Here is a 26,015-nt window from a genome sequence, read left to right on the forward strand (position 1 = left end):
CGAGTTGTTGTCCACCCTTTGGACACCGGCCCGTCGGAGACCCGCTGGAGACTCGTCGGGGACCGCCGGAGACGACGCGCCGCGACGGCGTGCGGCTACGCCGGTGCCGGGGCCGCCTGCCGCAGCCGCTTCGCGAACTCGGCCGCCGCCGCGCCCGGGTCCTCGGCGGCGGTGATCGCGCGGACGACGACCACGCGCCGGGCGCCCGCGTCCAGCACCTCGTCGAGGTTGCCGAGGTCGATGCCGCCGATCGCGAACCAGGGGCGGTCGGTGCCCAGCGCCGCCGTGCTGCGGACCAGGTCCAGGCCGGGTGCGTGGCGGCCGGGCTTGGTGGGGGTCGGCCAGCAGGGGCCGGTACAGAAGTAGTCCACGCCCTCCTGGGCGGCGGCTGCGGCGGCCTCGGACTCGGCGTGCGTGGAGCGGCCGACGAGGACGTCGTCGCCGAGAATCGCCCGGGCGGCGGGCACCGGCAGGTCGCCCTGGCCGAGGTGCAGCACGTCGGCGCGGGCGGCGTGGGCGACGTCCGCGCGGTCGTTGACGGCGAGGAGCTTGCCGTGGCGGGCGCAGGCGTCGGCGAAGACCTCCAGGTGCTCCAGTTCCTCGGCCGCCTCCATTCCCTTGTCCCGCAGTTGCACGATGTCGACGCCGCCGGCGAGCACGGCGTCCAGGAACTCGGGCAGGTCGCCCTGGCTCCGGCGGGCGTCCGTGCACAGGTACAGCCGGGCGTCGGCGAGCCGGGCGCGGGCGGTGGTGGCGGTGTCGGGCATGCGGGTGTCCCCCGGGTGAGGTGGCGCGGGCCCATGACGGGCCGCGCGATGGTGGCGTACGGGCACGGGCGCCCGGCGTGCGCGGCGGCCCGTACGCCGGGCGGTGTGGCGGATCGGCGAGGGGGCCGGTCAGACGGCGAGCGCCTGGGCGCGGCGCTTCACCTCCGTACCGCGATTCTCACTCAGGGCCTGGGCGGGGGTGCCGGGCAGGCTCGGGTCGGGCGTGAAGAGCCACTCCAGCATCTCCTCGGCCGTGAAGCCGTCGTCCCGCAGCAGCGTCAGGGTCCCGACCAGGCCCTTGACGACCTTGTCCTCGTCGATGAAGGCCGCGGGGATGTGCAGTGCGCGGTTCTCACCGCGGCGTACGGCGATGAGCTGGCCTTCTCTGATCAGCTGGCGCACCCGGGTCACCTCGACACCGAGCATCTCGGCGATGTCGGGAACGGTGAGCCAGGCGGGCACGAGAGCATCAATCTTTGCGTCAATCTCGGTCACGCCTCCAGCCTGCCACCTGGCACTGACAGTCGGAAACCCGACTACGCCGTGGCCGTCGCCGCCTTCAGCGGCTTCGCCGGGTCGGCCAGCAGGTCCGGGTCCATCGGCGTGCCCGCCTGGATCAGGCGCTTGCCCTGCGCCAGGTCGCGGGGGCGGCCCACCGCCAGCAGGGCGACCAGGCGGCCCTCGCGCAGCCAGCAGACCGTCCAGGCCTCACTCGCGGGGTCGCCGCGCCACAGGGTGGTGTCGGCGTCCGTGTGGTGGCCGGCGTACTGGACGAAGCGGCCGAACTGCTCGGACCAGAAGTACGGCACCGGGTCGTACGCCGCCGGGGTCTGGCCGGCCGGGGCGCCGACGATGTCGGCGGCGACCGTGCGCGGGCCCTGGAGGGCGTTGTCCCAGTGGTGCACCAGGAGCCGCTCGCCGTAGCGGGCGGAGGGGAAGGAGGCGCAGTCGCCGACCGCGTGGACGTCCGGCGCGGAAGTGCGCAGGAGGTCGTCGGCCAGGACCTCGCCGTGCGCGCCGAGGGCGATGCCGGAGCCGGCCAGCCAGCCGGTGGCGGGGCGGGCGCCGATGCCGACGACGACCGCGCCCGCGGCCAGCCGGGTGCCGTCGTCGAGGACGACCCGCCCGGACTCACCGGGGCCGCCGGGCTCGACGCGCTCCACGCGCGCGCGGGTGCGCAGTTCGGCGCCGGCGTCGGCGTACCAGGCGGTCATCGGCGCGGCGACCTCGGCGGGCAGCGCGTCGGCCAGCGGCCGGTCGGCGGCCTCCACCACGGTCACCGCGCAGCCCGCCTCGCGCGCGGCGGTGGCGAATTCGGCGCCGATCCAGCCCGCACCGACCACCACGATGTCGTGCTGCCGGGCGAGCACCGGCCGCAGCCGCTCGGCGTCGTCCAGGGTGCGCAGCAGGTGCACGCCGGGCACGCCCTCGGCACCCGGGAGGCGGACCGGTTCGGCGCCGGTCGCCAGGACGAGGACGTCGTACGGCACGGGCCCCTCGGAGGTGTCCAGGACGTGCTCGCCGGGGCGGACGCCCAGGGCCTCGCAGCCCAGCCGCAGGGTGATGCCGAGCGCCTCGAAGTCGACGTCGAAGGCGGAGCCCTCCGCGGTGCCGAGCAGGACGGCCTTGGACAGCGGGGGGCGGTCGTACGGTTGGTGCGGCTCCGCGCCGATCAGGGTCACCGGGCCGGTGAAGCCCTGCTCGCGCAGGGCGACCGCGGTCTGCACCCCCGCCATCCCGGCGCCCACGACGACCGCACGCCGCTCCGCGTCCGCCGCCGGTCCCTGTCCCCGTTCCCGCGTCTGCTCGCTCACCTGATCACCATAGACACCCGGCGTTTCACCGGTCAGTGCCCGCGCGCGGTGAGCTGCTCCACCACGCTGGTCCCGCTGCCCGGCTGCGACTCCCACTCCCAGGTCTCGTCCAGTCGAACGCGCCCGTCCGGCAGTTCGACGACGGTGGACACGCAGTGTCCCGACGACGTGCTGCCGTCGGTCTTGAGCTGCACGTACCGGAAGTCGAGACGGTCGCCCTCCCTGGTGCCCACCAGGTGCCCGCGGACGACGTCGCCCCCCGCGTACTCGGCCCACACGGCGCCGTCCCGCTCGTGGTAGGTGAACCGGGTCCGGGTGCCCACCTGGCCGGGCGCCTGGTCGGCGACGGGGGCGAGGACGAGGCCGTCGAGTGATCGCGCCACGGGTGGAGGCTCCCTTACACGTGCGATGCGCTGCGGGCTAGGGTGGCCAACGTAAGGCACTCGCGGGAGCCCGGACGCACCGGGCTGAGAGGGAGGCTGGCGGCCTCCGACCGTACGAACCTGATCCGGGTCATGCCGGCGAAGGGAGGGGCTGGACGCCCATGTCGTCTCCACCGCACACGCCTCGTACGTCTCGTACACCCGACGTCCTCGTCGTCGGCGGCGGGATCATCGGGCTCGTCACCGCCTGGCGGGCCGCGCAGCGCGGGCTGGTCACGGCTCTCGTGGACCCCGAGCCGGGGGGCGGGGCGGCCCAGGTGGCGGCCGGGATGCTGGCCGCCGTCACGGAGCTGCACTACGGCGAGGAGACGCTGCTCGCGCTGAACCTCGCCTCGGCCCGCCGTTACCCGGAGTTCGCGGCCGAGCTGACCGAGCTGACCGGCCACGACCTCGGTTACCGCCGCTGCGGCACGCTCGCCGTCGCGCTGGACGCCGACGACCGTGCCCACCTGCGCGAACTGCACGCGCTCCAGCAGCGCTCCGGCCTGGAGTCCGAGTGGCTGTCGGGGCGCGAGTGCCGACGTCTGGAGCCGATGCTCGCGCCGGGCGTGCGCGGGGGCCTGCGGGTGGACGGCGACCACCAGATCGACCCCCGCCGCCTCGCCCGCGCGCTGGTGGCCGCCTGCGAACACGCGGGCGTGGTCTTCCACCGGGCGTGGGCCGAGCGGCTCACCGTCGGCCCCGGGGACCGGGCCGCGGGCGTCGTCACCGCCGACGGCACCGCGCTGGAGGCCGGGCGGGTGGTGCTGGCCGGGGGCAGCCTGAGCGGGCGGCTCACGGGCGTGCCGGAGGCCGTACTGCCGCCGGTACGGCCCGTGAAGGGGCAGGTGCTGCGGCTGACCATGCCGCGGACACCGGGGCCGCTGCTGAACCGGACCGTGCGTGCCGTGGTGCGCGGCAACCACGTCTACCTGGTGCCCCGGGAGAACGGTGAGCTGGTCGTCGGCGCCACCAGCGAGGAGCTGGGCTGGGACACGACGGTCACCGCGGGCGGCGTCTACGAGCTGCTGCGCGACGCGCACGAGCTGGTCCCCGGCATCACGGAGCTGCCCCTGACGGAGACCCGCGCGGGTCTGCGCCCCTGCTCCCCGGACAACGCGCCGCTGCTCGGCCCGACCGCGCTGGACGGCCTGCTGCTGGCCACCGGTCACTACCGCAACGGCGTCCTGCTCACCCCCGTCACCGGCGACGTCGTGGCGGACGCCCTGACCGGCGGGGAGCTGCCGGAGGAGGCCCGCCCCTTCAGCCCCCGGCGCTTCAGCGCCGCCCCCGCACTCTCGGAGCAGCCCGCATGAACATCTCCGTCAACGGCGAGCCGCGCGAGGTGGCTCCCGGCACCGCCCTGGACGCGCTGGTGGGCACGCTCACCCGGGCGCCGTCCGGGGTGGCCGCCGCCCTGAACGAGACCGTCGTCCCGCGCGCGCGGTGGTCCGCCACCGCGCTGTCCGAGGGCGACCGCGTCGAGGTCCTCACCGCCGTCCAAGGAGGCTGACCATGGCCGACGATCCCTTTGTCCTCGGCGGCACGACGTACGCGTCCCGCCTGATCATGGGTACCGGCGGGGCGCCCAGCCTGGAGGTGCTGGAGCGCGCGCTGGCGGCCTCCGGTACGGAGCTGACGACCGTCGCGATGCGGCGGGTGGACGCCTCGGTGCACGGCTCGGTGCTGTCCGTGCTGGAGCGGCTCGGCATCCGGGTGCTGCCGAACACGGCCGGCTGCTTCACCGCCGGGGAGGCGGTGCTCACCGCGCGGCTGGCGCGCGAGGCGCTCGGTACGGACCTGGTCAAGCTGGAGGTCATCGCCGACGAGCGCACGCTGCTGCCGGATCCGGTCGAGCTGCTGGACGCGGCGGAGACGCTGGTCGACGACGGGTTCACCGTGTTGCCGTACACCAACGACGACCCGGTGCTCGCGCGGAAGCTGGAGGACGTCGGCTGTGCGGCGATCATGCCGCTGGGCTCGCCGATCGGGTCCGGGCTCGGGATCCGCAACCCGCACAACTTCCAGCTGATCGTGGAGCACGCGCGCGTGCCGGTGATCCTGGACGCGGGGGCCGGTACGGCCTCGGACGTGGCGCTGGCGATGGAGCTGGGGTGTGCGGGTGTGATGCTCGCCTCGGCGGTGACGCGGGCGCAGGAGCCGGTGCTGATGGCTGCCGCGATGCGCTCCGCGGTGGAGGCGGGGCGGTTGGCTCGGCGGGCCGGGCGGATTCCGCGGCGGCATTTCGCCGAGGCGTCGTCTCCCGCGGAGGGCTTGGCGGTGCTGGATCCGGAGCGGCCTGCCTTCTAGACACCGGTGCGATCGGATCTGGGAGGTACCCCCATCGCCCACCCGTGCCGCCCCAGCGCCACGACTGCCCGCAGTTGCGTACGTCACAGGTCCGCTGCAGACCCGACCCGATTCTGGTCGGCGACGCGGGGTGTCCGTGGTGGCTCGTAGACTCACCTGCGTGGACACGACCCTTCAGGACCCTCTCGTCGGGCAGGTGCTCGACGGCCGGTACCGCGTCGAGGCGCGGATCGCGGTCGGCGGGATGGCCACGGTCTACCGGGCCGTGGACACCCGCCTGGACCGCGTGCTCGCGCTGAAGGTGATGCACCCGGCGCTCGCGACCGACGCCACCTTCGTCGAGCGGTTCATCCGCGAGGCCAAGTCGGTGGCCCGGCTCGACCACCCCAATGTCGTCCAGGTCTTCGACCAGGGTGCCGAGGGGGCGTACGTCTACCTGGCGATGGAGTACATCGCGGGCTGCACCCTGCGGGACGTGCTGCGCGAGCGCGGGGCGCTCAGGCCGCGGGCCGCGCTGGACATCCTGGAGCCGGTCCTCGCCGCGCTCGGTGCCGCGCACCGGGCGGGGTTCGTGCACCGGGACATGAAGCCGGAGAACGTGCTGATAGGCGACGACGGCCGGGTCAAGGTCGCTGATTTCGGCCTGGTCCGCGCCGTGGACACCGTCACCAGCACCACCGGTGCCGTCCTCGGCACCGTCTCCTATCTGGCGCCCGAGCAGATCGAGCAGGGCACCGCCGACCCCCGGGTCGACGTCTACGCGTGCGGTGTCGTGCTGTACGAGATGCTGACCGGCGCCAAGCCGCACGACGGGGACTCCGCCGCGGCGGTGCTGTACAAGCACCTCCACGAGGACGTGCCGCCGCCGTCGGCGGCCGTGCCGGAGCTGGCGTACGAGCTGGACGAGCTGGTCGCCGCGGCCACCGCGCGCAACCCGGAGATCCGGCCGCACGACGCCGTGGCGCTGCTCGCGCGGGCCCGCGAGGCCCGTGAGGCGCTGAGCACGGCCCAGCTGGACGCCGTGCCGCCGCAGGCGCTCGCCGCGGAGCACGACAACGCCGAGGACCGCACGAGCGTGATCCCGCGCGCGCTGACGATGCCCCGGCCGCTGCCCGTCAACGAGGACGACGAGGCCGACGGCACGGAGGCTCGCTTCGCCTCGGACGGCGGCTTCGGCGCGGGCGGGGTCAACCGCACCAGCCGGCTCACGGCTTCCCCGGCGCCCGCCGCCCCGTCCCGGCGGCTCCGGCTGCGCCGCGGCCCACTGACGATCGTCGTGGCCTTCCTGCTGGTGCTCGGGGTCGGCACGGGCATCTGGTACATCAACTCCGGCCAGTTCACCAAGGTGCCGCCGCTGCTGTCCAAGACCGAGGCACAGGCCCGGGACCGGCTGGACGGCGCCGGTCTCGACGTCGGCAAGGTGCGGCACGCCTACAGCGACACCGTGGAGCGCGGCAAGGTCATCAGCACCGACCCGGGGGTGGGCGACCGCATCCGGAAGAACGACTCCGTGTCACTCACCGTCTCCGACGGCCCCGACACCGTGAAGCTGCCGGACGTGGCGGGCTACAAGCTGGACAAGGCCCGGACGCTGCTCGAGGACGAGGGGCTGGAGCCGGGCATGGTGACCCGGGCGTTCAGCGACGAGGCGGCCAAGGGCTTCGTGATCTCCACCAAGCCCGGATCGGGCACCACGGTGCGCGCGGGCTCCGCGGTCGCCCTGGTCGTCAGCAAGGGCAGCCCGATCGACGTCCCGGACGTCACCGGCGACGGCCTGGACGAGGCGCGGGCCGAGCTGGAGGAGGCCGGTCTGAAGGTGAAGGTCGCCGAGGAGCGGGTGAACTCGGAGTACGACAGCGGCCAGGTGGCCCGGCAGACGCCGAAGCCGGGCGGCCGGGCCGCCGAGGGGGACACGGTGACGCTCACGGTGTCCAAGGGCCCCCGGATGATCGAGGTCCCGGACGTGGTCGGGGACAGCGTGGACGACGCCAAGCGGAAGCTCGGGGACGCGGGCTTCGAGGTGGACGAGGACCGCGGTCTGCTCGGACTGTTCGGCGACACCGTCAAGAAGCAGTCCGTGGACGGCGGGGACACGGCTCCCGAGGGCTCGACCGTCACCATCACGATCCGCTGACCCGGCGGCCGAACAGGCCGAACACCTGGTCAACCGGCTGCGCGCAAAGGGTTGTTGTCCCTCTGCTTCCCCCGGCGGGGACCGCTACTGTGGCGGCTCCGCAGACGGTCGGGGCCTGCGGTGGCGGACGGCGGGAGGGCGTCGTGGCGGCGGAACCGGTCGTACGGACGGCCGTCACCGACGACTGGCAGGTGAGCATCCTCGGCCCGGCCGGGAACCCGGTCGGCGGCGGCGTCATCGTCCCGCCGCGTCACGTGCTGGCCTGCGCCCACGTCGTGACGTCGGCCATGGGCGGCCGTCTGGAGGACGACCCGCACGCCACCGTCACGGTGACCCTCAGCAGCGGGCTGAAGCTGACCGGCTCCCCGGGCGGCGGGCACCGCTACACGGGCGGGAGCCACCACGAGGACGTCTCGGTGCCCACCCTGCACGGCGACCTGGGGCAGGCGGGCGGACAGTTCCCCACCTCGCACGCCCATCTGTCCACCGGCGGCTGCGCCGCGAAGCGGCCCATGCAGGTCTACGGCTATCCGCAGGGCCAGCCGCACGGGGTGAGGGCGGACTGCCTGATGGCCGGGCGGGGCGGCCCGGAGTCGGCGCTGATCCAGCTGAACGACGCACCGGACACCGGCCGCCGGGTGGCCCGCGGCTACAGCGGCTGCGGCGTCCGGGACGCCGTGACGTCCCGCGTCGCCGGGCTCGCCGTGCTCCGCGGCAAGTCGCCCGAGGCGGGCGTGACCTGGATGATCCCGCTGGAGCGGCTGGCCCGCGACTGGCCCCCGTTACGGGCGGCGCTGGCGCTGTCCGGCGACCGTCCCGCGCCGCCGCCCGCGCCGGGTCCGCCGGACCCGGACGACGGCCCGTTCGACGACGAGGTCTCCCCGCTGAGCTTCACCCCGAACTCCAGTTCCAGCCGTTGCGGGGCGACGTCGAGGGACGTCAGGCGGGTGTGCGCCTCGGCGGCCATGCGCCGGATGCCGTCGAGGGCCTCGCCGAGGCCCTCCTGGGCCCGCCGGACGACCGTGCTCCCGTTGACCGAGATCTCCTGCAGTCCGTAGACGTCCTCGTCGACCGGTTCGGCCAGGACCCGGCCGCCGTCCGGCAGCGCGAAGCTGACGACGTCCCCCATGTGCACCCTTCCCAGGATCTGCAGCGCCGGTGCGCTGGTGCAGTCGTACCCTGATCCGGGGTCCGCCCACACGTCCTGGCATCCTTGGTGCGGACATGAGCACCGCATCCGCATCCTCCTCCCCCCTGCCGCGCAACCCCGTCGGCGGCCACGTCCCCGTGGCCGGCGGGCTGCACTCCGTCGGCCTGTCCTACGCCCGTGAGCTGAAGGCGGAGACCGTGCAGGTCTTCGTCGCCAACCCGCGCGGCTGGGCCACCCCGGCCGGCAACCCGAAGCAGGACGAGGCCTTCCGGGAGGCCTGCGCGGCCGGCTCGGTCCCGGCGTACGTGCACGCCCCGTACCTGATCAACTTCGGCTCGCACACCGAGGCGACGGTGGAGCGGTCGGTTCACTCGCTGCGGCACTCGCTGCGACGCGGGCGGGCCATCGGGGCGCTCGGCGTGGTGGTGCACACCGGGAGCGCGACCGGCGGACGGGAGAGGTCGGTGGCGCTGAAGCAGGTCCGCGAGCACCTGCTGCCGCTGCTCGACGAGCTGACCCACGAGGACGACCCGTACCTGCTGCTGGAGTCGACGGCGGGCCAGGGCGCCTCCCTGTGCGCGCGGACCTGGGACTTCGGGCCGTACTTCGAGGCGCTGGACGCCCACCCGAAACTGGGCGTGTGCCTGGACACCTGCCACATCTTCGCGGCGGGACACGACCTGACCGGCCCGTCCGGCATGCACCAGACCCTCGACCTGCTGGTGGACACCGTCGGCGAGGGCCGGCTGAAGCTGATCCACGCCAACGACTCCAAGGACGTGGCCGGAGCCCACAAGGACCGGCACGAGAACATCGGCGCCGGTCACATCGGCGAGGACCCGTTCCGCGCGCTGATGACCCACCCGGCGACCGAGGGCGTGCCGCTGGTCATCGAGACGCCGGGCGGCAAGGAGGGGCACGCGGCGGACGTGGCGCGGCTGAAGAAGCTGCGCGACGGCTGAGCGCCGAGCGGCCCCCGAGGGGTCACAGCTCGGGGCCGTCCCCGGGCTCCTCCTGGTAGGAGTAGCGCTGCTCCCGCCAGGGGTCGCCGATGTTGTGGTAGCCGCGCTCCTCCCAGAAGCCGCGCCGGTCGGCGGTCATGTACTCGATGCCGCGCACCCACTTCGGGCCCTTCCAGGCGTACAGGTGCGGGACGACCAGCCGCAGCGGGAAGCCGTGCTCGGCGGTGAGCAGCTCGCCGTCCTTGTGGGTGGCGAAGAGGGTGCGCTCGGCGGCGAAGTCGGACAGCCGGAGGTTGGAGCTGAATCCGTACTCGGCCCACACCATCACATGGGTGACGTCGGGCGCGGGCGGGGCGAGCCGAAGGATCGTGGCGGCCGGGACGCCGCCCCACTCGGCGCCGAGCATGCTGAACTTCGTGACGCAGTGCAGGTCGGCGACGACCGTGGTGTAGGGCAGGGCGGTGAACTCGTCGTGGGTCCAGCCGTGCTTCTCGTCGTCGGTGGTGGCGCCGAAGACCCGGAACTCCCAGCGCTCGGGGCGGAACTTGGGGACCGGTCCGTAGTGCGTGACGGGCCAGCCGCGCTGCAGCCGCTGCCCGGGTGGGAGCTCGAACCGCGACGCCCCCCGCGAACCGTCTTCTCCCGATCCGTCTTCCACCGGCTGACCCATGCCTCCATCCTGACAGACCCGGACCGATGCCCCTGACGCACCTCACTTACATTCGGGCAAACAGCACCAAAGGGCGACCAAGCCGACTAAGCCTGTACTTACTTACTAAGTCAACACTTACTGGACGATCTTCGACGCCGGTGCAATCATGCCGCGCAACACGCCTGTTCCCGTTCGAAGGAGCCTCAAGCGATGCAGGGCGACCCGGAAGTCATCGAGTTCCTCAATGAGCAGCTGACCGCCGAGCTCACGGCGATCAACCAGTACTTCCTGCACGCGAAGCTGCAGGACCACAAGGGCTGGACCAAGCTCGCGAAGTACACGCGCGCGGAGTCCTTCGATGAGATGCGCCACGCCGAGGTGCTCACCGACCGCATCCTGCTCCTGGACGGCCTGCCGAACTACCAGCGGCTCTTCCACGTGCGGGTCGGCCAGAGCGTGACCGAGATGTTCCAGGCCGACCGGGAGATCGAGCTGGAGGCGATCGACCGGCTGCGCCGGGGCATCGAGGTGATGCGGGCCAAGCACGACATCACGTCGGCCAACGTCTTCGAGGCGATCCTCGCCGACGAGGAGCACCACATCGACTACCTGGAGACCCAGCTCGACCTGATCGAGAAGCTGGGCGAGTCGCTCTACCTGTCGACGGTGATCGAGCAGACCCAGCCGGACCCGTCCGGACCGGGCTCGCTCTGACCGGACACGGACCTCAGGCCGCCTCGGGAAGCTCGGCGAGGACCGGGGCGCCCTGGTCGGCCAGCTGCCGGCGGGGGCAGGCGCCGCGCCCGAGCAGGGCCTGGATGCGCCGCACGCAGCCGCCGCAGTCGGTGCCCGCCTTGCAGGCGGAGGCGATCTGCCGGGGCGTGCACGCGCCGGCCTCCGCGTGGCTCTTCACCTGTTCCTCGGTGACACCGAAGCAGCTGCAGACGAACACGCGGTTCACCTCCCGGGCGGGGTACAAGGTCGTGCCGTACCGACGACCGGGGGGCCCGACTGATCGGTGAGGCAAACCTAACCTTACCCACCGCACCAGGCCGGCAAAAGTGGGAGGGGCGCGGATCCCGTGTGACCCGCGCCCCATTTCACCCGCCCGTCGAGAGGCGGACCGTCACTGGTCCCGGTACATCTCCGCCACCAGGAACGCCAGGTCGAGCGACTGGCTGCGGTTCAGCCTCGGGTCGCAGGCCGTCTCGTAGCGCTGGTGCAGGTCGTCGACGAAGATCTCGTCGCCGCCGCCCACGCACTCGGTGACGTCGTCGCCGGTCAGCTCGACGTGGATGCCGCCCGGGTGGGTGCCGAGCGACTTGTGCACCTCGAAGAAGCCCTTGACCTCGTCGAGCACGTCGTCGAAGCGGCGGGTCTTGTGACCGGAGGCCGCCTCGTAGGTGTTGCCGTGCATCGGGTCGGTGATCCAGGCGACGGTGGCGCCGGACGCGGTGACCTTCTCCACCAGCTCCGGGAGCTTGTCGCGGATCTTGTCCGCGCCCATCCGGACGATGAAGGTCAGCCGGCCGGGCTCGCGCTCGGGGTCCAGGCGCTCGATGTACTGCAGCGCCTCCTCGGCCGTGGTGGAGGGGCCGAGCTTGATGCCGATCGGGTTGCGGATCTGCGAGGCGAACTCGATGTGCGCGTGGTCCAGCTGCCGGGTGCGCTCGCCGATCCACACCATGTGCCCGGAGACGTCGTACAGCCGGCCGGTGCGCGAGTCGACGCGGGTGAGGGCCGACTCGTAGTCCAGCAGCAGCGCCTCGTGCGAGGAGAAGAACTCCACGGTCTGGAACTCGGCCGGGTCCGTCCCGCAGGCCCGCATGAAGTTCAGCGCGTTGTCGATCTCCCGGGCGAGCTGCTCGTAGCGCTGGCCTGAGGGGGAGGACTTCACGAAGTCCTGGTTCCAGGCGTGCACCTGCCGGAGGTCGGCGTAGCCGCCGGTGGTGAAGGCGCGCACCAGGTTCAGCGTGGACGCCGAGGCGTGGTACATGCGCTTGAGCCGCTCGGGGTCCGGGATCCGGGCCTCTTCGGTGAACTCGAAGCCGTTGACGGAGTCGCCGCGGTAGGTCGGCAGGGTCACGCCGTCGCGGGTCTCGGTCGGCTTGGAGCGCGGCTTGGAGTACTGGCCGGCGATCCGGCCGACCTTCACCACGGGCACGGAGGCGGCGTAGGTGAGGACGGCGCCCATCTGGAGGAGGGTCTTCAGCTTGTTGCGGATGTGGTCCGCGGACACCGCGTCGAAGGCCTCGGCGCAGTCGCCGCCCTGGAGGAGGAACGCCTCTCCCTTGGCGACGGCCGCCATCCGGGCGCGCAGCTGGTCGCACTCGCCCGCGAAGACGAGCGGCGGATACGACTCGAGGTCCGCGATCACTGCGCGCAGAGCCTCAAGGTCGGGGTACTCGGGCTGCTGCGCCGCGGGCAGGTCTCGCCAGGTGTTGCCAGCGCTCGGGCTGGTCTTAGCGTTCACGGTCACCCCTCAACACTACGGGGTCGCGTCACGCGGTTTTCGCGTGGCTCGACAGGTGAGACGGGACCCCGGTGCGGGCCGCCGTAGCCGCATTGGTAGTCTCACGCGCCTTCGAAATCGAATCGCGGGCAACTCAAATTCATATCGAGCGCATATCGGGGTGGGGTTTTGAGCGCGGAGCACCGCAGGGACCGCAAGAAGAAGAGACTGCTCGTCTACGGCGTCGCCTCGGCGGTGGCCGTCGCCGCCACGGCCGGCGGCCTGGCCCTGGCCTCACCGGGTCTGCTCGGCTCGGACCAGGCCCAGGCCGCCGTCGCCCCGGGGGCCCGGCTGCAGAGCGAGTTCGAGCAGGCCGCCGAGGAGTTCGACGTCCCGCAGAGCGTACTGATGGCGGTCTCCTACCGGCAGACGCGCTGGGAGGACCACGACGGGCTGCCGAGCACCACCGGCGCCTACAACGTGATGGGCCTCACGGACGTCGACGCGGACAGCCTGGAGAACGACGGCGCCGCCGAGGAGCGCGAGCACCGGCTCGAGCACATGAACCGCAGCGGCGACCCGGTCGTCGAGAGGCACTTCGACGCCGACAAGGCGCTCAAGAGCCTCGACGAGAAGCCCGTCGACACCGACGACCCGCGGCTGCACACCCTGGACGAGGCGGCCGGCCTCATCGACACGTCGGCCGAGAAGGTGCAGAGCGACACCGGCGAGAGCATCCGGGCGGGCGCCGCGCTGCTGGCCAAGTACCAGAAGGACGCCACCGGTTCGCTGCCCTCGGACCCCGGCGCCTGGTACCCGGCGGTGGCCCGCGCCAGCCAGGCCCCGGACACCAAGGGCGCGCAGCTCTTCGCGCAGCGCGTGTTCGATTCGATCAAGACCGGTGAGCAGCGCGTCACCGCCGACGGCCAGTCGCTCAGCCTGCCGGCCGACCCGGCGGTGAAGCCGAGGAAGACGACGGACCTGGAGCTGGCCGCGGCCTCCGCCGCCCCGGCCCCCGAGTGCCCGTCCGGCCTGAACTGCGACTTCCGCCCCGCCGCCTACAAGCAGAACGGCGCCATCGACGACTGGGGCAACTACAACATCGCCAGCCGCCCCACGGCCGGCCACGAGATCACCTCGATCGTGATTCACGACACCGAGGGCAGCTACAGCAGCGCCCTGGGCGTCTTCCAGAACTCCCTGTCGTACGCCAGCGCCCACTACCTGATCCGCGCCTCCGACGGTCTGGTCACCCAGCTGGTCGAGAACAAGAACGAGGCGTGGCACGCGGCCAACAAGACCCTCAACATGCACTCGATCGGCATCGAGCACGAGGGTTACGCGATCAAGGACGGCAGCTGGTACACCGAGCCGCAGTACGAGTCCTCGGCCGCGCTGGTGAAGTACCTGGCCGGCAAGTACGACATCCCGCTGGACCGTGAGCACATCCTCGGCCACGACGAGGTCCCGGGCGTCCTGGACGGCAACGTGAAGTCCCAGCACTGGGACCCGGGCCCGTTCTGGGACTGGAACCACTACATGGACCTGCTGGGCGCCCCCACCGGCGCCGAGGGACCGGGCGGCCCGTACAAGGCCGGCCAGGTGATCCGCGTCGTCCCGCCGTTCACCACGGCCAACCAGCCGAAGATCACCAACAGCGGCTCCTCGGTCCCCGCGCAGCCGGCGAACTTCACCTACCTGTACTCCTCGCCGTCCACCTCCTCGGCCACCCTCACCGACCCGTACCTGGGCAGCCAGACCTGGACCGAGGGCTGGAACTGGGGCAACAAGGTCCTGGCCGGCGGCGAGTTCGTGGTCGCCGAGGCACGGCAGGACTGGACGGCCATCTGGTACGGCGGCAAGAAGGCCTGGTTCTCCAACCGGGGCGGCCAGTTCGCCGCCCCCGTCGGCACCCCGGACGTGGTCACGCCCAAGGCCGGGTCGAGTTCGGTCCCGGTGTACGGGCGCGCCTACCCCGAGGACAGCGCGTACACGGGGACCGGAGTGCCGGTCCAGAGCAAGAACAACGAGTCGCTGACCAAGTACGGCGTCCTGGCCGGGCAGAAGTACGCGCTGGCCGGTGGCGCCATGAAGGGCTCGTACTACAACAGCGGCAACATCGACGGTTCGGGCGAGGCCTCGCGCACGGTGGTCGTGGGCAGCACCACGTACTACCCGATCCGCTTCAACCACCGCATCGGCTACGTCCGCACGGCCGACGTCCAGCTGGTCAAGGGCACCGCGCCCGACCCGGGCACCGACCGGTACGACGTCCTCGGCCGGGACGCGTCGGGCGTGCTGTGGCAGTACCAGGGCACCGGCAGCGCGTCCTCGCCGTTCTACGGCCGCTTCCGCGTCGGCGGCGGCTGGAACACCTACAACGCGGTGACGACGATGACCGCGCTGCGCGCCGACGGCACCGGTGACGTGGTGGCCCGCGACAAGAGCGGCGTGCTCTGGTACTACAAGGGCAGCGGCGACCTGACGGAGCCCCTCGCGGCCCGCGCCCGGGTCGGCGGCGGCTGGTCCGTCTACGACACGATCACCGGCGCCCGGGACCTCTCGGGTGACGGCAAGGCGGACCTGATCGCCCGCGACAAGAGCGGTGTCCTGTGGCTCTACAAGGGCACCGGCAACACCTCCGCGCCGTTCGAGACCAAGTCCAGGATCGGCGGCGGCTGGTCCGCCTACAACGCGCTGACCGACACCGGCGACCTCTCGGGGGACGGCAAGGCGGACCTGATCGCCCGCGACAAGAGCGGTGTCCTGTGGCTCTACAAGGGCACCGGCAACGCCGCGTCGCCTTTCGAGGGCCGCAGCAGGGTCGGCGGCGGCTGGTCCGCCTACGACGTGCTGAACGGTCCGAGCGACCTGAACCGCGACGGAGTGCCGGACCTGATCGCCCGCGACAAGGACGGCGTGCTCTGGTTCTACCAGGGCACCGGCAGCGCCTCGGCGCCGTTCAAGGCCCGCGCCAAGGTCGGCGGCGGCTGGAACACCTACGGCATGATCATCTGAGGCGATCGCCGTCGACCCCGGCGCGGATGCGCTAGGGTCGGCGGCATGTTCGCGCACTCGACCCAGAACTGGTGGTGGACCGCTCATCCGGCGGCCCACTGACTGCGCGACGCAACACTCCGCGAAGGCCGCCCGAGGGGCGGCCTTCGGCGTTTCCGAGCCCGGGTCCGTTCCTCTCCGACAACCGAGAAGGACCGGACCCATGACACCGCTCGACGGCTTGCTGACCGACCCCCGCCCGTTCGCCCTGCTCCGCCGCCGCGCCCCCGGCCACGACCACGACCTGGTGGAGCTGCTGGTCGGCCCGGTCGAGGAGTACGACCGCCTCGCCGACCTGCCCGACGAGGGGCTGGCGCTCGTCCCCTTCCGGCAGATCCGCGAGCGCGGCTTCGACGTCCGCGACGACGGCACACCGCTGCTGATGCTCACCCCCGAGGAGCGGTACGGCATCCCGCTCGCCGAGGTGCTGGACCGGCTGCCCGCGCACCGGGTCCGGGTCGAGGGCGGCGGCTTCGACGTCGACGACGAGGAGTACGCGCGGATCGTCGGGCGGGTCCTCGACGAGGAGATCGGGCGGGGCGAGGGCGCCAACTTCGTGATCCGGCGGACGTACGAGGGCCGGATCCCCGGGTTCGGGCGGGCCGACGCGCTGGCGCTGTTCCGGCGGCTCCTGGAGGGCGAGCGGGGCGCGTACTGGACGTTCGTGGTGCACACCGGGGACCGCACGCTGGTGGGCGCCAGCCCGGAGGTGCACGTCCGGATGTCCGGAGGCACGGTCGTCATGAACCCGATCAGCGGCACGTACCGCTACCCCGCCGAGGGGCCGACGCCCGAGCACCTGCTCGGCTTCCTCGCCGACGGCAAGGAGATCGAGGAGCTGTCGATGGTCGTCGACGAGGAACTGAAGATGATGTGCACCGTCGGCGACATGGGCGGGGTGGTCGTCGGCCCGCGGCTGAAGGAGATGGCGCACCTCGCGCACACCGAGTACGAGCTGCGCGGGAAGTCCTCCCTGGACGCGCGGGAGGTGCTGCGGGAGACGATGTTCGCGGCGACGGTAACCGGCTCCCCGGTGCAGAACGCCTGCCGGGTCATCGAGCGGCACGAGACCGGCGGGCGGGGCTACTACGCGGGCGCGCTGGCGCTGCTCGGGCGGGATTCGGGCGAGGGGCCGGGGCGGCCGGCCGGGCCCCAGACCCTGGACTCCCCCATCCTGATCCGTACCGCCGACATCGACGCCGACGGGCGGCTGCGGGTCCCGGTCGGCGCCACCCTGGTGCGCGGCTCGGCCCCGGCGGGCGAGGTCGCGGAGACCCACGCCAAGGCGGCCGGCGTGCTGGCGGCGCTGGGCGTACGTCCGTCCCGGCCGCGTGCGGAGGCCGGGCGGCCGGGACTGGCGGACGACCCCCGGGTGCGGGCCGCGCTGGACGGGCGCCGCGCCTCGCTGGCCCCGTTCTGGCTGCGGATGCAGGAGCCGTCGGCCACGCTCACCGGGCACGCCCTGGTCGTCGATGCCGAGGACACCTTCACGGCGATGCTCGCGCACCTGCTGCGCTCGTCGGGGCTCTCGGTGAGCGTCCGGCGGTACGACGAGCCGGGGCTGCGCGGGGCGGTCCTCGGGCACGAGGGCGGACCGGTGGTGCTGGGTCCTGGCCCCGGTGATCCCTCCGACCCGGCCGACCCGAGGATGCGCTTCCTGCGGTCCCTGACCGCCGCGGTGCTCCGGGAGAACCGGAACGGCGTCCTCGGCGTCTGCCTCGGGCACGAGCTGATCGCGGCGGAGCTGGGGCTCGACACCGCCCGCAAGGAGGTGCCGTACCAGGGTGCGCAGACCGGGATCGACCTGTTCGGGCGGCCGGAGACGGTCGGCTTCTACAACAGCTTCACCGCGCGCTGCGACGACCGGGCGGCCGCCGGGCTGGCCGCGCACGGCGTCGAGGTGAGCCGGGCCGCGAGCGGCGAGGTGCACGCGCTGCGCGGGCCGGGCTTCGCGTCGGTGCAGTTCCACCCCGAGTCCGTGCTGACGCTGAACGGTGCGGCGATCGTGCGGGAGCTGACCGGTCAGCTGCGCGGCACCAGCACGTTCTCCGAGCGGCGGCCCTCCCGGTAGTCGAGGACGTTGCGCACCGTCGCGTCGACGATCTGGCCGACGGCGTCCTCGGTGTAGTACGCCTGGTGCGAGGTGACCAGGACGTTCGGGAAGGTGACGAGGCGGGCCAGGGTGTCGTCCTCGACGGCCTCCAGGGACTTGTCGAGGAAGAACAGGCCCGCCTCCGCCTCGTACACGTCCAGGCCCACGCCCGCGAAGCGGCCCGCGCGCAGCTCGCCGACGAGGGCCGCGGTGTCGATCAGGCCGCCGCGGCTGGAGTTGATCAGGATGGCGTCGTCGCGCATCGCCTTCAGGGCGGCCGCGTCGATCAGGTGCCGGGTCTCGGCCATCAGCGGGACGTGCAGGGTGATCAGGTCGGAGCGGGCGAGCAGCTCGTCCTTCGGGACGTAGCGCATGCCGAGTTCGGCGCAGGCCGGGTTCTCGGCGACGTCCCAGCCGAGCAGGCGCATGCCGAAGCCGTGCGCGATCCGGGCGAAGGCCTCGCCGATCTTCCCGGTGCCGAGCACGCCGGCGGTGCGGCCGTGCAGGTCCCGGCCCATCAGGCCGTCGAGGCGGAAGTCGAAGTCGCGGGTGCGGATGGAGGCGCGCACGATCCGCCGGTTGACGGCCATGGCGAGGGCCCAGGCGAACTCGGCGACCGAGTACGGCGAGTAGTACGACACCCTGGCCACGGTCAGGCCGAGCCGCTCGGCCGTGTCCAGGTCGACGTTGTTGAAGCCGGTGGAGCGCTGGGCCACCATCCGGGTGCCGCCGGCCGCGAGGATCTCCAGGACGGCGGCGCCGAGGTCGGCGTTGACCGACGTGGAGACGATCTCGTGGCCGGCCGCGATGGGGGCGGTGTCCTCGTTGAGGAAGACGTCCAGGCAGCGGACCTCCTCCTGGTCGCCGAAGGCCCGCTCGATCAGGGGCTTCTCGTCGGCCTGCACGCCGAAGGCAAGGATCTCCACGACCGCTCCCGTCCTGGTGGGCTCCGGGCCGAATATACGACCCCGGGCCCGCCGTCGCCGGTCAGCCGAAGAAGACGCCGACCTCCTCGTACAGCGCCGGGTCGACCGTCTTCAGACGGGCCGTGGCCTCGGCGATGGGGACGCGGACGATGTCCGTGCCGCGCAGGGCGACCATCTTGCCGAAGTCCCCGTCGCGGACGCACTCGATGGCGTGCAGGCCGAAGCGGGTGGCGAGCCAGCGGTCGAAGGCGCTGGGCGTGCCGCCGCGCTGGACGTGCCCGAGGACGGTGGTGCGGGCCTCCTTGCCGGTGCGCTTCTCGATCTGCTTGGCCAGCCACTCGCCGACCCCGGACAGCCGGACGTGCCCGTAGGAGTCCAGCGACTCGTCCTTGAGCACCATGTCGCCGTCGCGGGGCATCGCCCCCTCGGCGACGACCACGATCGGGGCGTAGGACGCCCGGAACCGGGAGGTCACCCAGGAGCACACCTGCTCGACGTCGAAGCGCTGCTCGGGGATGAGGATGACGTTGGCGCCGCCGGCCAGGCCCGAGTGCAGCGCGATCCAGCCGGCGTGCCGGCCCATGACCTCGACGACCAGGACCCGCATGTGGGACTCGGCGGTGGTGTGCAGCCGGTCGATGGCCTCGGTGGCGATGCCGACGGCGGTGTCGAAGCCGAAGGTGTAGTCGGTGGCGGACAGGTCGTTGTCGATGGTCTTGGGGACGCCGACGCAGGGCACGCCGTACTCGTCCGCGAGGCGGGTCGCGACGCCGAGGGTGTCCTCGCCGCCGATGGTGATGAGCGCCTCGACGCCGAGTGCGGCGAGGTTGTCCTTGATGCGCCGGATGCCGCCCTGCTGCTGGAGCGGGTTGGTGCGCGAGGAGCCGAGGACGGTGCCGCCGCGGGGCAGGATGCCGCGGACGGCCGGGATGTCGAGCGGGACGGTGTCGCCCTCCAGGGGGCCGCGCCAGCCGTCCCGGAAGCCGGTGAACTCGTAGCCGTACTCCTGGACCCCCTTGCGGACGACGGCCCGGATCACGGCGTTGAGCCCGGGGCAGTCACCGCCGCCGGTCAGTACTCCGACCTTCATCGCGTAATCCCCTTGCCACAGTGGGTGGTTGAGGCCACTGCCACTGTCCCGCGCGGGTCACGCGTCGTCCAGACCCCGTTCTATCGCGTACCGCACCAGCTCCACCCGGTTGTGCAGCTGGAGCTTGCCGAGGGTGTTCTGGACGTGGTTCTGCACGGTGCGGTGGGAGATGACCAGGCGTTCGGCGATCTGCTTGTAGCTCAGGCCCTTGGCGACCAGGCGCAGCACCTCGGTCTCCCGGTCGGTGAGCCGGGGCGCGCCGGGGTCGTCGGTGCCCGCCGCGGGGGCGGGTTCGGAGGCCAGGCGGCGGTACTCGCCGAGGACCAGTCCGGCGAGCCCCGGGGTGAAGACCGGGTCGCCGGCGGCCGTACTGCGCACCGCGTCCCGCAGCTCCTCGGTGGAGGCCGACTTCAGCAGGTACCCGGTCGCGCCGGACTTGACCGCCTCGAGGACGTCGGCGTGCTCGCCGCTCGCCGAGAGCACGAGCACGCGCAGCCGCGGGTCGGCGCCGACGACCTCCTTGCAGACCTGGACGCCGGGCTTGCCGGGCAGGTTGAGGTCGAGCACGAGGACGTCGGGGGCGGCGGCCCGGGCACGGCGCACCGCCTGGTCGCCGTCGCTCGCGGTGGCGACCACCTCGAAGCCGGACTCCTCCAGGTCCCGGGCGACCGCGTCGCGCCACATCGGGTGGTCGTCGACCACCATGACCTTGATCGCGTCCTGGCGCTCAGGGTGCTGCCGTTCAGGGTCCTGTCGCTCACTCATGGTCCGCTGCCTTCCCCCGTGCGGTGCTACCGACGGTCTTCTTCGGCGCCTTCAGTTCGACCTCCGTACCCTGTCCGGGCACCGAGATCAGCTCGGCCGTGCCGCCGAGCTCGCGCAGCCGGCCGCGGATCGACAGGGCCACGCCGAGCCGTCCCTCTCCCTCGGCCTCGGCGAGCCGCCCGTCCGGGATGCCGGGCCCCTCGTCGCGGACGGTGACGATCACCTCGTCCGGTTCGTCCTCGACCAGGATCCACGCGCGCGCCTGCTCACCGACGTGCTCGCGGACGTTGTCCAACGCGGCGCCCACGGCGGCGGCCAGCTCCCGCGCGGCAGCCGGGGCCAGGAGGACCGGAGCGCCCGGTTCGGCGAGGTTCACCAGGGAGCCGGCGTACGGGGCGAGCAGGGCGCGCAGATCGACCGGGCCGCCCGGGTCGGCCCCCTCCGGTTCCTCGACCACCCGGACGACCGCGCCCTCGGCGGCGTCCTCCGACACGCGGGACACGGGGACCAGGCCGCCGGAGACCAGGGTGCGCAGGGCCACCTCCTGCTCACCGGCGAGCCGGCCCAGCTCGGCCGCCTCGCCGCCGATGACGGCACCCCGGCGCTGCACCATCGCCAGCACCTGGAGGACGCTGTCGTGGATGTCCCGGGCGAGCCGCTCGCGCTCCCTGGTCGCCGCCTCGATCTCCAGGGCGCGCGCGAGGGTGCGCTCGGAGGCGCGGGCGACCTCGACGACGTAGCCGATGGCGATGGAGGCGACCCAGACGAGGACGACGTTGTGGACGGTGTCGCGGGCCGGGGTGCCGCGTTCGAGCAGGTTGGCGACGGCGACGAGGGTGGAGGCCACGGCGGCCCAGCGCCAGCCGCCCTTGACGGCGAAGGCCAGCACCGAGCCGGCGGTCCATATCGACGGCAGGGTCGGTCCGCCGTCCATGACGCGTTCGTGGGCGTCGGCGAAGGGCGTGAGCAGGATGCCGGCCAGCGCGACGGTGAGGTCGGCGGCGAGGAACCGCTTGGTGCAGCTCGCGGCGTTCGCGAGCTTGGGGAGGGTGGCCAGGGTCCAGACGAGGAGGACCGCGTAGTAGGCGACGGCGAGCCAGGGGCGGGCGAAGCCGGAGTAGGCGGTGGCGAAGAAGCCGATCGCGTACAGCATGGTGAGCACGCGGTAGCCGGCGAGCGCGCGCCACAGCGGCTGCTCGACCGACATCCTCATGACTCTCTCGCGTCTGGCCATGTCCCCCCTCCCCGGGCCTACGTCCTGGTCCGGTCCTTCTCGGCCTTCGCCGCCTTCTCGGCCTTCGCCGCCTCCGTGAGCTGCCGCTTCATGGCGGTCGCGTACATGTCGACGTACTCCTGGCCGGAGAGCTTCATGATCTCGTACATGACCTCGTCGGTCACCGCGCGGAGCACGAAGCGGTCGTGCTCCATGCCCTGGTAGCGGGAGAAGTCCAGCGGCTTGCCGATGCGGATGCCGGGCCGCATCAGCTTCGGCATCACCTGGCCGGGCGGCTGGATCTTCTCGGTGTCGATCATGGCGACGGGGATGACGGGCGCGCCGGTGGCGAGCGCCACGCGCGCCAGGCCGCCCGGCTTGCCGCGGTAGAGGCGGCCGTCCGGGGAACGCGTGCCCTCGGGGTAGATGCCGAACAGCTCGCCGCGCTCCAGGACCTCCATGCCGCTCTTGACGGCGGCCTCCCCCGCGCCGCGCGCGCCGGAGCGGTCCACGGGGAGCTGGCCGACCCCCTTGAAGAAGGCGGCGGTCAGCCGGCCCTTGACTCCGGGGGTGTTGAAGTACTCGGCCTTGGCGATGAAGGTCACCTTGCGGTCGAGGACGGCGGGCAGGAAGAACGAGTCGGAGAACGACAGGTGGTTGCTCGCCAGAATGGCGGGGCCGTCGGCCGGGATGTACTCCAGGCCCTCCACCCAGGGCCGGAAGGCTAGCTTCAGCGACCCCCCGATGGTGACCTTCATCGCGCCGTACAACAACCCAGTGCCTCCCGTGTCCGTGGCTCAGACCTTAACCCGGGACACCGTCAATGGCCCCGACGGCCCTGGTCGGTGTCCCCGCGGTCGCGTACGGTGAAAGGCCCGCGAGTATCCCTGACGACAGGAGACCGAGACGTGTCGGTCCTGCCCGGAGCCGAGCCGTACCGCCACGAGGGCGGTGAGGTCGGCGTCCTCCTCTGTCACGGTTTCACCGGTTCTCCGCAGTCGCTGCGCCCCTGGGCCGAGTACCTGGCCGCGCGCGGTCTGACCGTGTCGCTGCCGCTGCTGCCCGGGCACGGCACCCGCTGGCAGGACATGCAGGTCACCGGCTGGCAGGACTGGTACGCGGAGGTGGACCGCGAGCTGCGCGTCCTGCGCGAGCGCTGCGCGCGGGTCTTCGTGGCCGGGCTGTCGATGGGCGGCGCGCTGGCCCTGCGGCTCGCCGCCAGGCACGGGGACGCGGTGTCGGGCGTGGTCGTGGTCAACCCGGCGAACCGGATGCACGGCGTCGCCCAGCACGCCCTTCCGGTCCTGCGCCACCTGGTGCCCGCGACGAAGGGCATCGCCAGCGACATCGCCAAGCCGCTCACCACGGAGCTGGGGTACGACAGGGTGCCGCTGCATTCGGCGCACTCGCTGCGCGCCTTCTTCCGTCTCGCCGACGGCGACCTGCCGCAGGTGACCCAGCCGCTGCTGTTGCTGCGCAGTCCGCGGGACCACGTGGTGCCGCCGGCCGACTCGGCGCGGATCCTGGGCCGGGTCTCCTCGACGGACGTGACGGAGATCCTGCTGGAACAGAGCTACCACGTGGCGACGTTGGACCACGATGCGGACCGGATTTTCGCGGAGAGCGTCGCGTTCATCGGCCGGCTCGCGCCCGGTTCCGTCGGGGAACCGGAGTCCGGTCTCGGCAAGGAAGGGACGGCCGCAGGTGGCTGAGCACGACTCCGACCGCGAGGACCGCGAGGAGCGCGAGGAGCGGGACCTGGAGCGGGAGCACCGCGAGGGACGGGAGCGCGCGGCGGACGGCGGTCCCGAGGAGCGGGGCGTGTCCTTCGACGAGGACGCCGCCTGGGCCGCGATCGTCGCCGGGTACGGGGAGGAGCCCCCGGACCCGCCGGGCGCCAAGCCGTTCAAGTCGGTCGAGGACCTGGCGCTGCTGGAGCCGGAGGTGAACGACGAGAAGCCCTCGGCGGACCGGCCCGCCTCGGACCGGCCGCTGGGCAGCTCCGTCGCCTTCGCGCCCGGCGTCGGTCCCCGCGACCACACGCCCGCCGAGCCGTCCGACGACGACTTCGACGCGGACGACGAGGGCCACTTCGTGCCGCCCGAGCCGCCCCCGCTGCCCGACGCCGACCCCACCGCGAAGTTCGCCTGGCTGGGCGTGCTCGGCGGCCCGGTGCTGCTCCTGCTGGCGGTGGTGCTCGGCTGGGACATGACCTGGTGGCTGACGACCCTGAGCATCGGCGGCTTCCTCGGCGGCTTCGCCACCCTGGTCCTGCGGATGCGGACGGGCGACGAGGACGACGACGATCCGGGGCGGGGCGCGGTGGTGTAGCCGGGCGGCCGGCCGGGCCCCGGGGTCAGGCGGTCGCGGGCACGCGGAGGGCGGTCAGGACCGGGAGGTGGTCCGTGGCCGCCCTCAGGTCGTCCTCGGCCACCCCGGGCAGCACTGACGGCACCCCGCAGCCCAGCACCTCGACGCCCTCGGTGACGAAGACCGCGTCGATACGGCGGTCCGGGGCGGTGGCCGGGAAGGTGTACTCGCCGCCCCAGGGCGCCGCGGTCCAGCAGTCGCGCAGCCCGTCCCCGAGCCGCCGGAAGGTGCGGCCGCCGGGGCGCTCGTTCAGGTCGCCGCCCGCCACGGCGTGCGTCACGCCGAGGGCGGCCACCCGGTCGAGGAGCAGCCCGGCCTGCTCGTGGCGTTCGTCCGCGTCCAGGGACAGGTGGGTGCTGAGTACGCCGAGACGGGCCCCGCCGATCCGGACCACGGCGGTGGCCAGGCCCCGGCGGTGCCGGCCGGGGGTGAGCGGGAGCAGCACGTCCTCGGTGCGCTCCACGGTGGCCCGCAGGGAGCAGAGCAGCGCGGGGCCTGCGGCGGTTCCGCCGCCGGAGAGGAGCACCAGGTCCGCCGCGCGGGCCAGGCGGGTGAGCTTCTTGCGCCAGCGGAAGAAGCGGGGGGCCTCCTGGAGGAGGACGAGGTCGGGGGCGCAGGCCTTGATGACGCGGGCGAGGGCGTCGGTGTCGTCGCGCAGCGAGCGGATGTTGTAGCTCAGGACGCGGACGACCGCGGAACCGTCGGGTTCTGTCTGGGAGTTGGGGAGCTGCTCCATGTTGATCAATGTACGCCCACCAGCTCGGGGCGCGGGGATCGTGGGCGACTGGCCGTTCGTGGTGGCTTGTCGCGCGGTTCCTCGCGCCCCTGGCTGCGTGCGCTGACCGTTTGCTACATGATCGGGTCGGGTTCCCTCGCCAGGTCGGCGGCGCCGACGAGGCCCGCCTTGTTGCCGAGCTGGGCGGCGATCACGTCGGCGACCGGGCGCCAGTTGCCGCCGACCAGCCAGCGCTTGTACGACTTGCGGATCGGGTCGAGGACCAGGTCGCCCTCGTCCGAGAGACCGCCGCCGACGATGAAGGCGGACGGGTCGAAGAGCGAGGCCAGGTCGGCGAGGCCGGCGCCGGCCCAGCGGGCCAGCTCCCGGTAGGAGTCGACGGCGACCGGGCAGCCCTGCCGGGCGGCGACCGAGATGTGCTTGCCCTCGATGCCGTCGGGGGTGCCGTCGCCGAGCGCGAGCAGCACCTCGGCGCGCTCGGGAGTGGCGTTGGCGCGCTGCTTGGCGTACCGCACCAGCGCCCGGCCCGACGCGTACTGCTCCCAGCAGCCCTGCGAACCGCAGCCGCACAGCAGGCCGTCGGGCACCATGCGGATGTGGCCGAACTCGGCGGCCACGCCGAAGTGACCGCGGCGCAGCTTGTTGCCGATGATGATGCCGCCGCCGAGGCCGGTGCCCAGGGTGATGCAGATGACGTTGCGGTGGCCCTTGCCGCCGCCGAACTTGTACTCGCCCCAGGCTGCGGCGTTGGCGTCGTTCTCCACCACGACGGGGAGGCCGACGCGGGCCTCGACCTTCTCCTTGAGCGGCTCCTGGCGCCAGTCGATGTTGGGCGCGAAGTAGACCGTGGAGCGCTGGCGGTTGACGTAACCGGCGGCACCGATGCCGACGCCGACGATGTCGTGTCCCACGCGCGCGCCCTCCACCGCGGAGGCGATGGCGTCCACGATGGCCTCGGGTGTGGTGGGGGTCGGCACCTTGTGGGTCGAGAGGATGTTGCCTTCCTCGTCGACCACGCCGGCCGCGATCTTCGTGCCGCCGATGTCGACGCCGATGGTGAGTCCCATGAATCCCTCAGTTCGGTCGAGCCCCGCTAAGGGCAA

General features: G+C 72.8%; 26 protein-coding genes and 1 riboswitch. Of the genes, 11 read left to right on the forward strand and 15 right to left on the reverse strand.

All coding sequences use genetic code 11. The features are described 5' to 3' along the window. Positions 1-95 precede the first annotated feature (95 nt). The 4 genes from thiE to ACZ56V_RS26145 form a co-directional block, all read right to left on the reverse strand. A complete protein-coding gene (gene thiE / locus ACZ56V_RS26130) occupies positions 96-767 on the reverse strand; it encodes a thiamine phosphate synthase (RefSeq protein WP_398912777.1) in 672 nt (223 codons plus the stop codon). 129 nt (positions 768-896) lie between these two features. Then, on the reverse strand, positions 897-1,262 hold the full coding sequence (locus ACZ56V_RS26135) for an Rv2175c family DNA-binding protein (RefSeq protein ID WP_398912779.1): 366 nt from the start codon (positions 1,260-1,262) through the stop codon (positions 897-899). A gap of 41 nt (positions 1,263-1,303) precedes the next feature. Next, the gene (locus ACZ56V_RS26140) at positions 1,304-2,581 is read right to left on the reverse strand and encodes an NAD(P)/FAD-dependent oxidoreductase (protein WP_467383052.1); all 1,278 of its coding nucleotides are present in this window, start codon (positions 2,579-2,581) and stop codon (positions 1,304-1,306) included. Positions 2,582-2,613: 32 nt separating this feature from the next. Further along, the gene (locus ACZ56V_RS26145; protein WP_398912784.1) at positions 2,614-2,964 is read right to left on the reverse strand and encodes an avidin-fold protein; all 351 of its coding nucleotides are present in this window, start codon (positions 2,962-2,964) and stop codon (positions 2,614-2,616) included. A 52-nt stretch (positions 2,965-3,016) separates the two neighbouring features. Beyond that, positions 3,017-3,128: riboswitch (TPP riboswitch) on the forward strand. On the opposite strand from ACZ56V_RS26145, the gene thiO reads away from it, so the two are divergent. The 4 genes from thiO (at position 3,126) to pknB (ending at position 7,447) form a co-directional block, all read left to right on the forward strand. Next, a complete protein-coding gene (thiO, locus tag ACZ56V_RS26150; protein WP_398912786.1) occupies positions 3,126-4,319 on the forward strand; it encodes a glycine oxidase ThiO in 1,194 nt (397 codons plus the stop codon). (Overlaps the previous riboswitch by 3 nt.) Then, positions 4,316-4,516, forward strand: coding sequence for a sulfur carrier protein ThiS (thiS, locus tag ACZ56V_RS26155; protein ID WP_052841451.1), 201 nt, complete (start codon positions 4,316-4,318; stop codon positions 4,514-4,516). Before thiO ends, thiS begins: the two co-directional genes overlap by 4 nt. A gap of 2 nt (positions 4,517-4,518) precedes the next feature. After that, the gene (locus tag ACZ56V_RS26160; RefSeq protein ID WP_398912788.1) at positions 4,519-5,313 is read left to right on the forward strand and encodes a thiazole synthase; all 795 of its coding nucleotides are present in this window, start codon (positions 4,519-4,521) and stop codon (positions 5,311-5,313) included. Between the two features lie 160 nt (positions 5,314-5,473). Beyond that, positions 5,474-7,447, forward strand: a complete 1,974-nt coding sequence (gene pknB / locus ACZ56V_RS26165; RefSeq protein WP_468945616.1) for a Stk1 family PASTA domain-containing Ser/Thr kinase — start codon at positions 5,474-5,476, stop codon at positions 7,445-7,447. A gap of 649 nt (positions 7,448-8,096) precedes the next feature. Here the strand turns inward: pknB and ACZ56V_RS26170 are convergent. Next, positions 8,097-8,690, reverse strand: coding sequence for a CU044_2847 family protein (locus ACZ56V_RS26170; RefSeq protein ID WP_468945619.1), 594 nt, complete (start codon positions 8,688-8,690; stop codon positions 8,097-8,099). Between ACZ56V_RS26170 and ACZ56V_RS26175 the strand changes: the two genes are divergently transcribed. Continuing rightward, the gene (locus ACZ56V_RS26175) at positions 8,672-9,559 is read left to right on the forward strand and encodes a deoxyribonuclease IV (RefSeq protein ID WP_398912793.1); all 888 of its coding nucleotides are present in this window, start codon (positions 8,672-8,674) and stop codon (positions 9,557-9,559) included. The genes ACZ56V_RS26170 and ACZ56V_RS26175 overlap by 19 nt on opposite strands. Before the next feature lie 22 nt (positions 9,560-9,581). Here ACZ56V_RS26175 and ACZ56V_RS26180 read toward each other — a convergent pair whose 3' ends face one another. Further along, positions 9,582-10,229, reverse strand: a complete 648-nt coding sequence (locus ACZ56V_RS26180; protein ID WP_356371030.1) for a sulfite oxidase-like oxidoreductase — start codon at positions 10,227-10,229, stop codon at positions 9,582-9,584. 192 nt (positions 10,230-10,421) lie between these two features. On the opposite strand from ACZ56V_RS26180, the gene bfr reads away from it, so the two are divergent. Then, complete coding sequence (bfr, locus tag ACZ56V_RS26185; RefSeq protein ID WP_007448529.1) at positions 10,422-10,925, forward strand: bacterioferritin; 504 nt, start codon at positions 10,422-10,424, stop codon at positions 10,923-10,925. 13 nt (positions 10,926-10,938) lie between these two features. Here the strand turns inward: bfr and ACZ56V_RS26190 are convergent, their stop codons facing one another. Both ACZ56V_RS26190 and ACZ56V_RS26195 read right to left on the reverse strand, forming a co-directional pair. Continuing rightward, positions 10,939-11,172, reverse strand: coding sequence for a (2Fe-2S)-binding protein (locus tag ACZ56V_RS26190; protein WP_030869393.1), 234 nt, complete (start codon positions 11,170-11,172; stop codon positions 10,939-10,941). A 165-nt stretch (positions 11,173-11,337) separates the two neighbouring features. After that, positions 11,338-12,690, reverse strand: coding sequence for a class II 3-deoxy-7-phosphoheptulonate synthase (locus ACZ56V_RS26195; protein ID WP_398912796.1), 1,353 nt, complete (start codon positions 12,688-12,690; stop codon positions 11,338-11,340). 162 nt (positions 12,691-12,852) lie between these two features. On the opposite strand from ACZ56V_RS26195, the gene ACZ56V_RS26200 reads away from it, so the two are divergent. The 3 genes from ACZ56V_RS26200 to ACZ56V_RS26210 all read left to right on the forward strand — a co-directional run bounded on the left by ACZ56V_RS26200 (position 12,853) and on the right by ACZ56V_RS26210 (position 17,791). Then, the gene (locus ACZ56V_RS26200) at positions 12,853-15,681 is read left to right on the forward strand and encodes an N-acetylmuramoyl-L-alanine amidase (RefSeq protein ID WP_468945623.1); all 2,829 of its coding nucleotides are present in this window, start codon (positions 12,853-12,855) and stop codon (positions 15,679-15,681) included. Between the two features lie 45 nt (positions 15,682-15,726). After that, positions 15,727-15,783, forward strand: a complete 57-nt coding sequence (locus ACZ56V_RS26205; protein WP_071528813.1) for a trp operon leader peptide — start codon at positions 15,727-15,729, stop codon at positions 15,781-15,783. A 100-nt stretch (positions 15,784-15,883) separates the two neighbouring features. Beyond that, complete coding sequence (locus ACZ56V_RS26210; protein ID WP_468945626.1) at positions 15,884-17,791, forward strand: anthranilate synthase family protein; 1,908 nt, start codon at positions 15,884-15,886, stop codon at positions 17,789-17,791. Here the strand turns inward: ACZ56V_RS26210 and ACZ56V_RS26215 are convergent. From ACZ56V_RS26215 to ACZ56V_RS26235, 5 genes are all read right to left on the reverse strand, one after another. Then, positions 17,743-18,738 carry a 2-hydroxyacid dehydrogenase gene (locus tag ACZ56V_RS26215; RefSeq protein WP_398912803.1) on the reverse strand — a complete coding sequence of 332 codons (996 nt, stop codon included), beginning with the start codon at positions 18,736-18,738 and terminating at the stop codon, positions 17,743-17,745. The genes ACZ56V_RS26210 and ACZ56V_RS26215 overlap by 49 nt on opposite strands. 61 nt (positions 18,739-18,799) lie before the next feature. Further along, the gene (locus tag ACZ56V_RS26220) at positions 18,800-19,828 is read right to left on the reverse strand and encodes a 6-phosphofructokinase (RefSeq protein ID WP_398912805.1); all 1,029 of its coding nucleotides are present in this window, start codon (positions 19,826-19,828) and stop codon (positions 18,800-18,802) included. A gap of 57 nt (positions 19,829-19,885) precedes the next feature. After that, positions 19,886-20,593, reverse strand: a complete 708-nt coding sequence (locus ACZ56V_RS26225; RefSeq protein ID WP_398912807.1) for a response regulator — start codon at positions 20,591-20,593, stop codon at positions 19,886-19,888. Further along, positions 20,586-21,827: a MacS family sensor histidine kinase gene (macS, locus tag ACZ56V_RS26230; protein ID WP_467383066.1), complete on the reverse strand. Its 1,242-nt coding sequence runs from the start codon at positions 21,825-21,827 to the stop codon at positions 20,586-20,588. Before macS ends, ACZ56V_RS26225 begins: the two co-directional genes overlap by 8 nt. 17 nt (positions 21,828-21,844) lie before the next feature. Continuing rightward, positions 21,845-22,564: a lysophospholipid acyltransferase family protein gene (locus ACZ56V_RS26235; protein WP_398912811.1), complete on the reverse strand. Its 720-nt coding sequence runs from the start codon at positions 22,562-22,564 to the stop codon at positions 21,845-21,847. A 150-nt stretch (positions 22,565-22,714) separates the two neighbouring features. Between ACZ56V_RS26235 and ACZ56V_RS26240 the strand changes: the two genes are divergently transcribed. Further along, complete coding sequence (locus ACZ56V_RS26240; RefSeq protein WP_468945632.1) at positions 22,715-23,518, forward strand: alpha/beta hydrolase; 804 nt, start codon at positions 22,715-22,717, stop codon at positions 23,516-23,518. Next, on the forward strand, positions 23,511-24,137 hold the full coding sequence (locus ACZ56V_RS26245) for a hypothetical protein (protein ID WP_104636218.1): 627 nt from the start codon (positions 23,511-23,513) through the stop codon (positions 24,135-24,137). Before ACZ56V_RS26240 ends, ACZ56V_RS26245 begins: the two co-directional genes overlap by 8 nt. 25 nt (positions 24,138-24,162) lie before the next feature. Here ACZ56V_RS26245 and ACZ56V_RS26250 read toward each other — a convergent pair whose 3' ends face one another. Both ACZ56V_RS26250 and ACZ56V_RS26255 read right to left on the reverse strand, forming a co-directional pair. Then, the gene (locus tag ACZ56V_RS26250) at positions 24,163-24,912 is read right to left on the reverse strand and encodes an endonuclease/exonuclease/phosphatase family protein (protein WP_398912814.1); all 750 of its coding nucleotides are present in this window, start codon (positions 24,910-24,912) and stop codon (positions 24,163-24,165) included. A 113-nt stretch (positions 24,913-25,025) separates the two neighbouring features. Continuing rightward, complete coding sequence (locus ACZ56V_RS26255; protein WP_104636216.1) at positions 25,026-25,979, reverse strand: ROK family glucokinase; 954 nt, start codon at positions 25,977-25,979, stop codon at positions 25,026-25,028. Positions 25,980-26,015: the final 36 nt, after the last annotated feature.

Source organism: Streptomyces sp. NPDC034099, assembly GCF_055575415.1.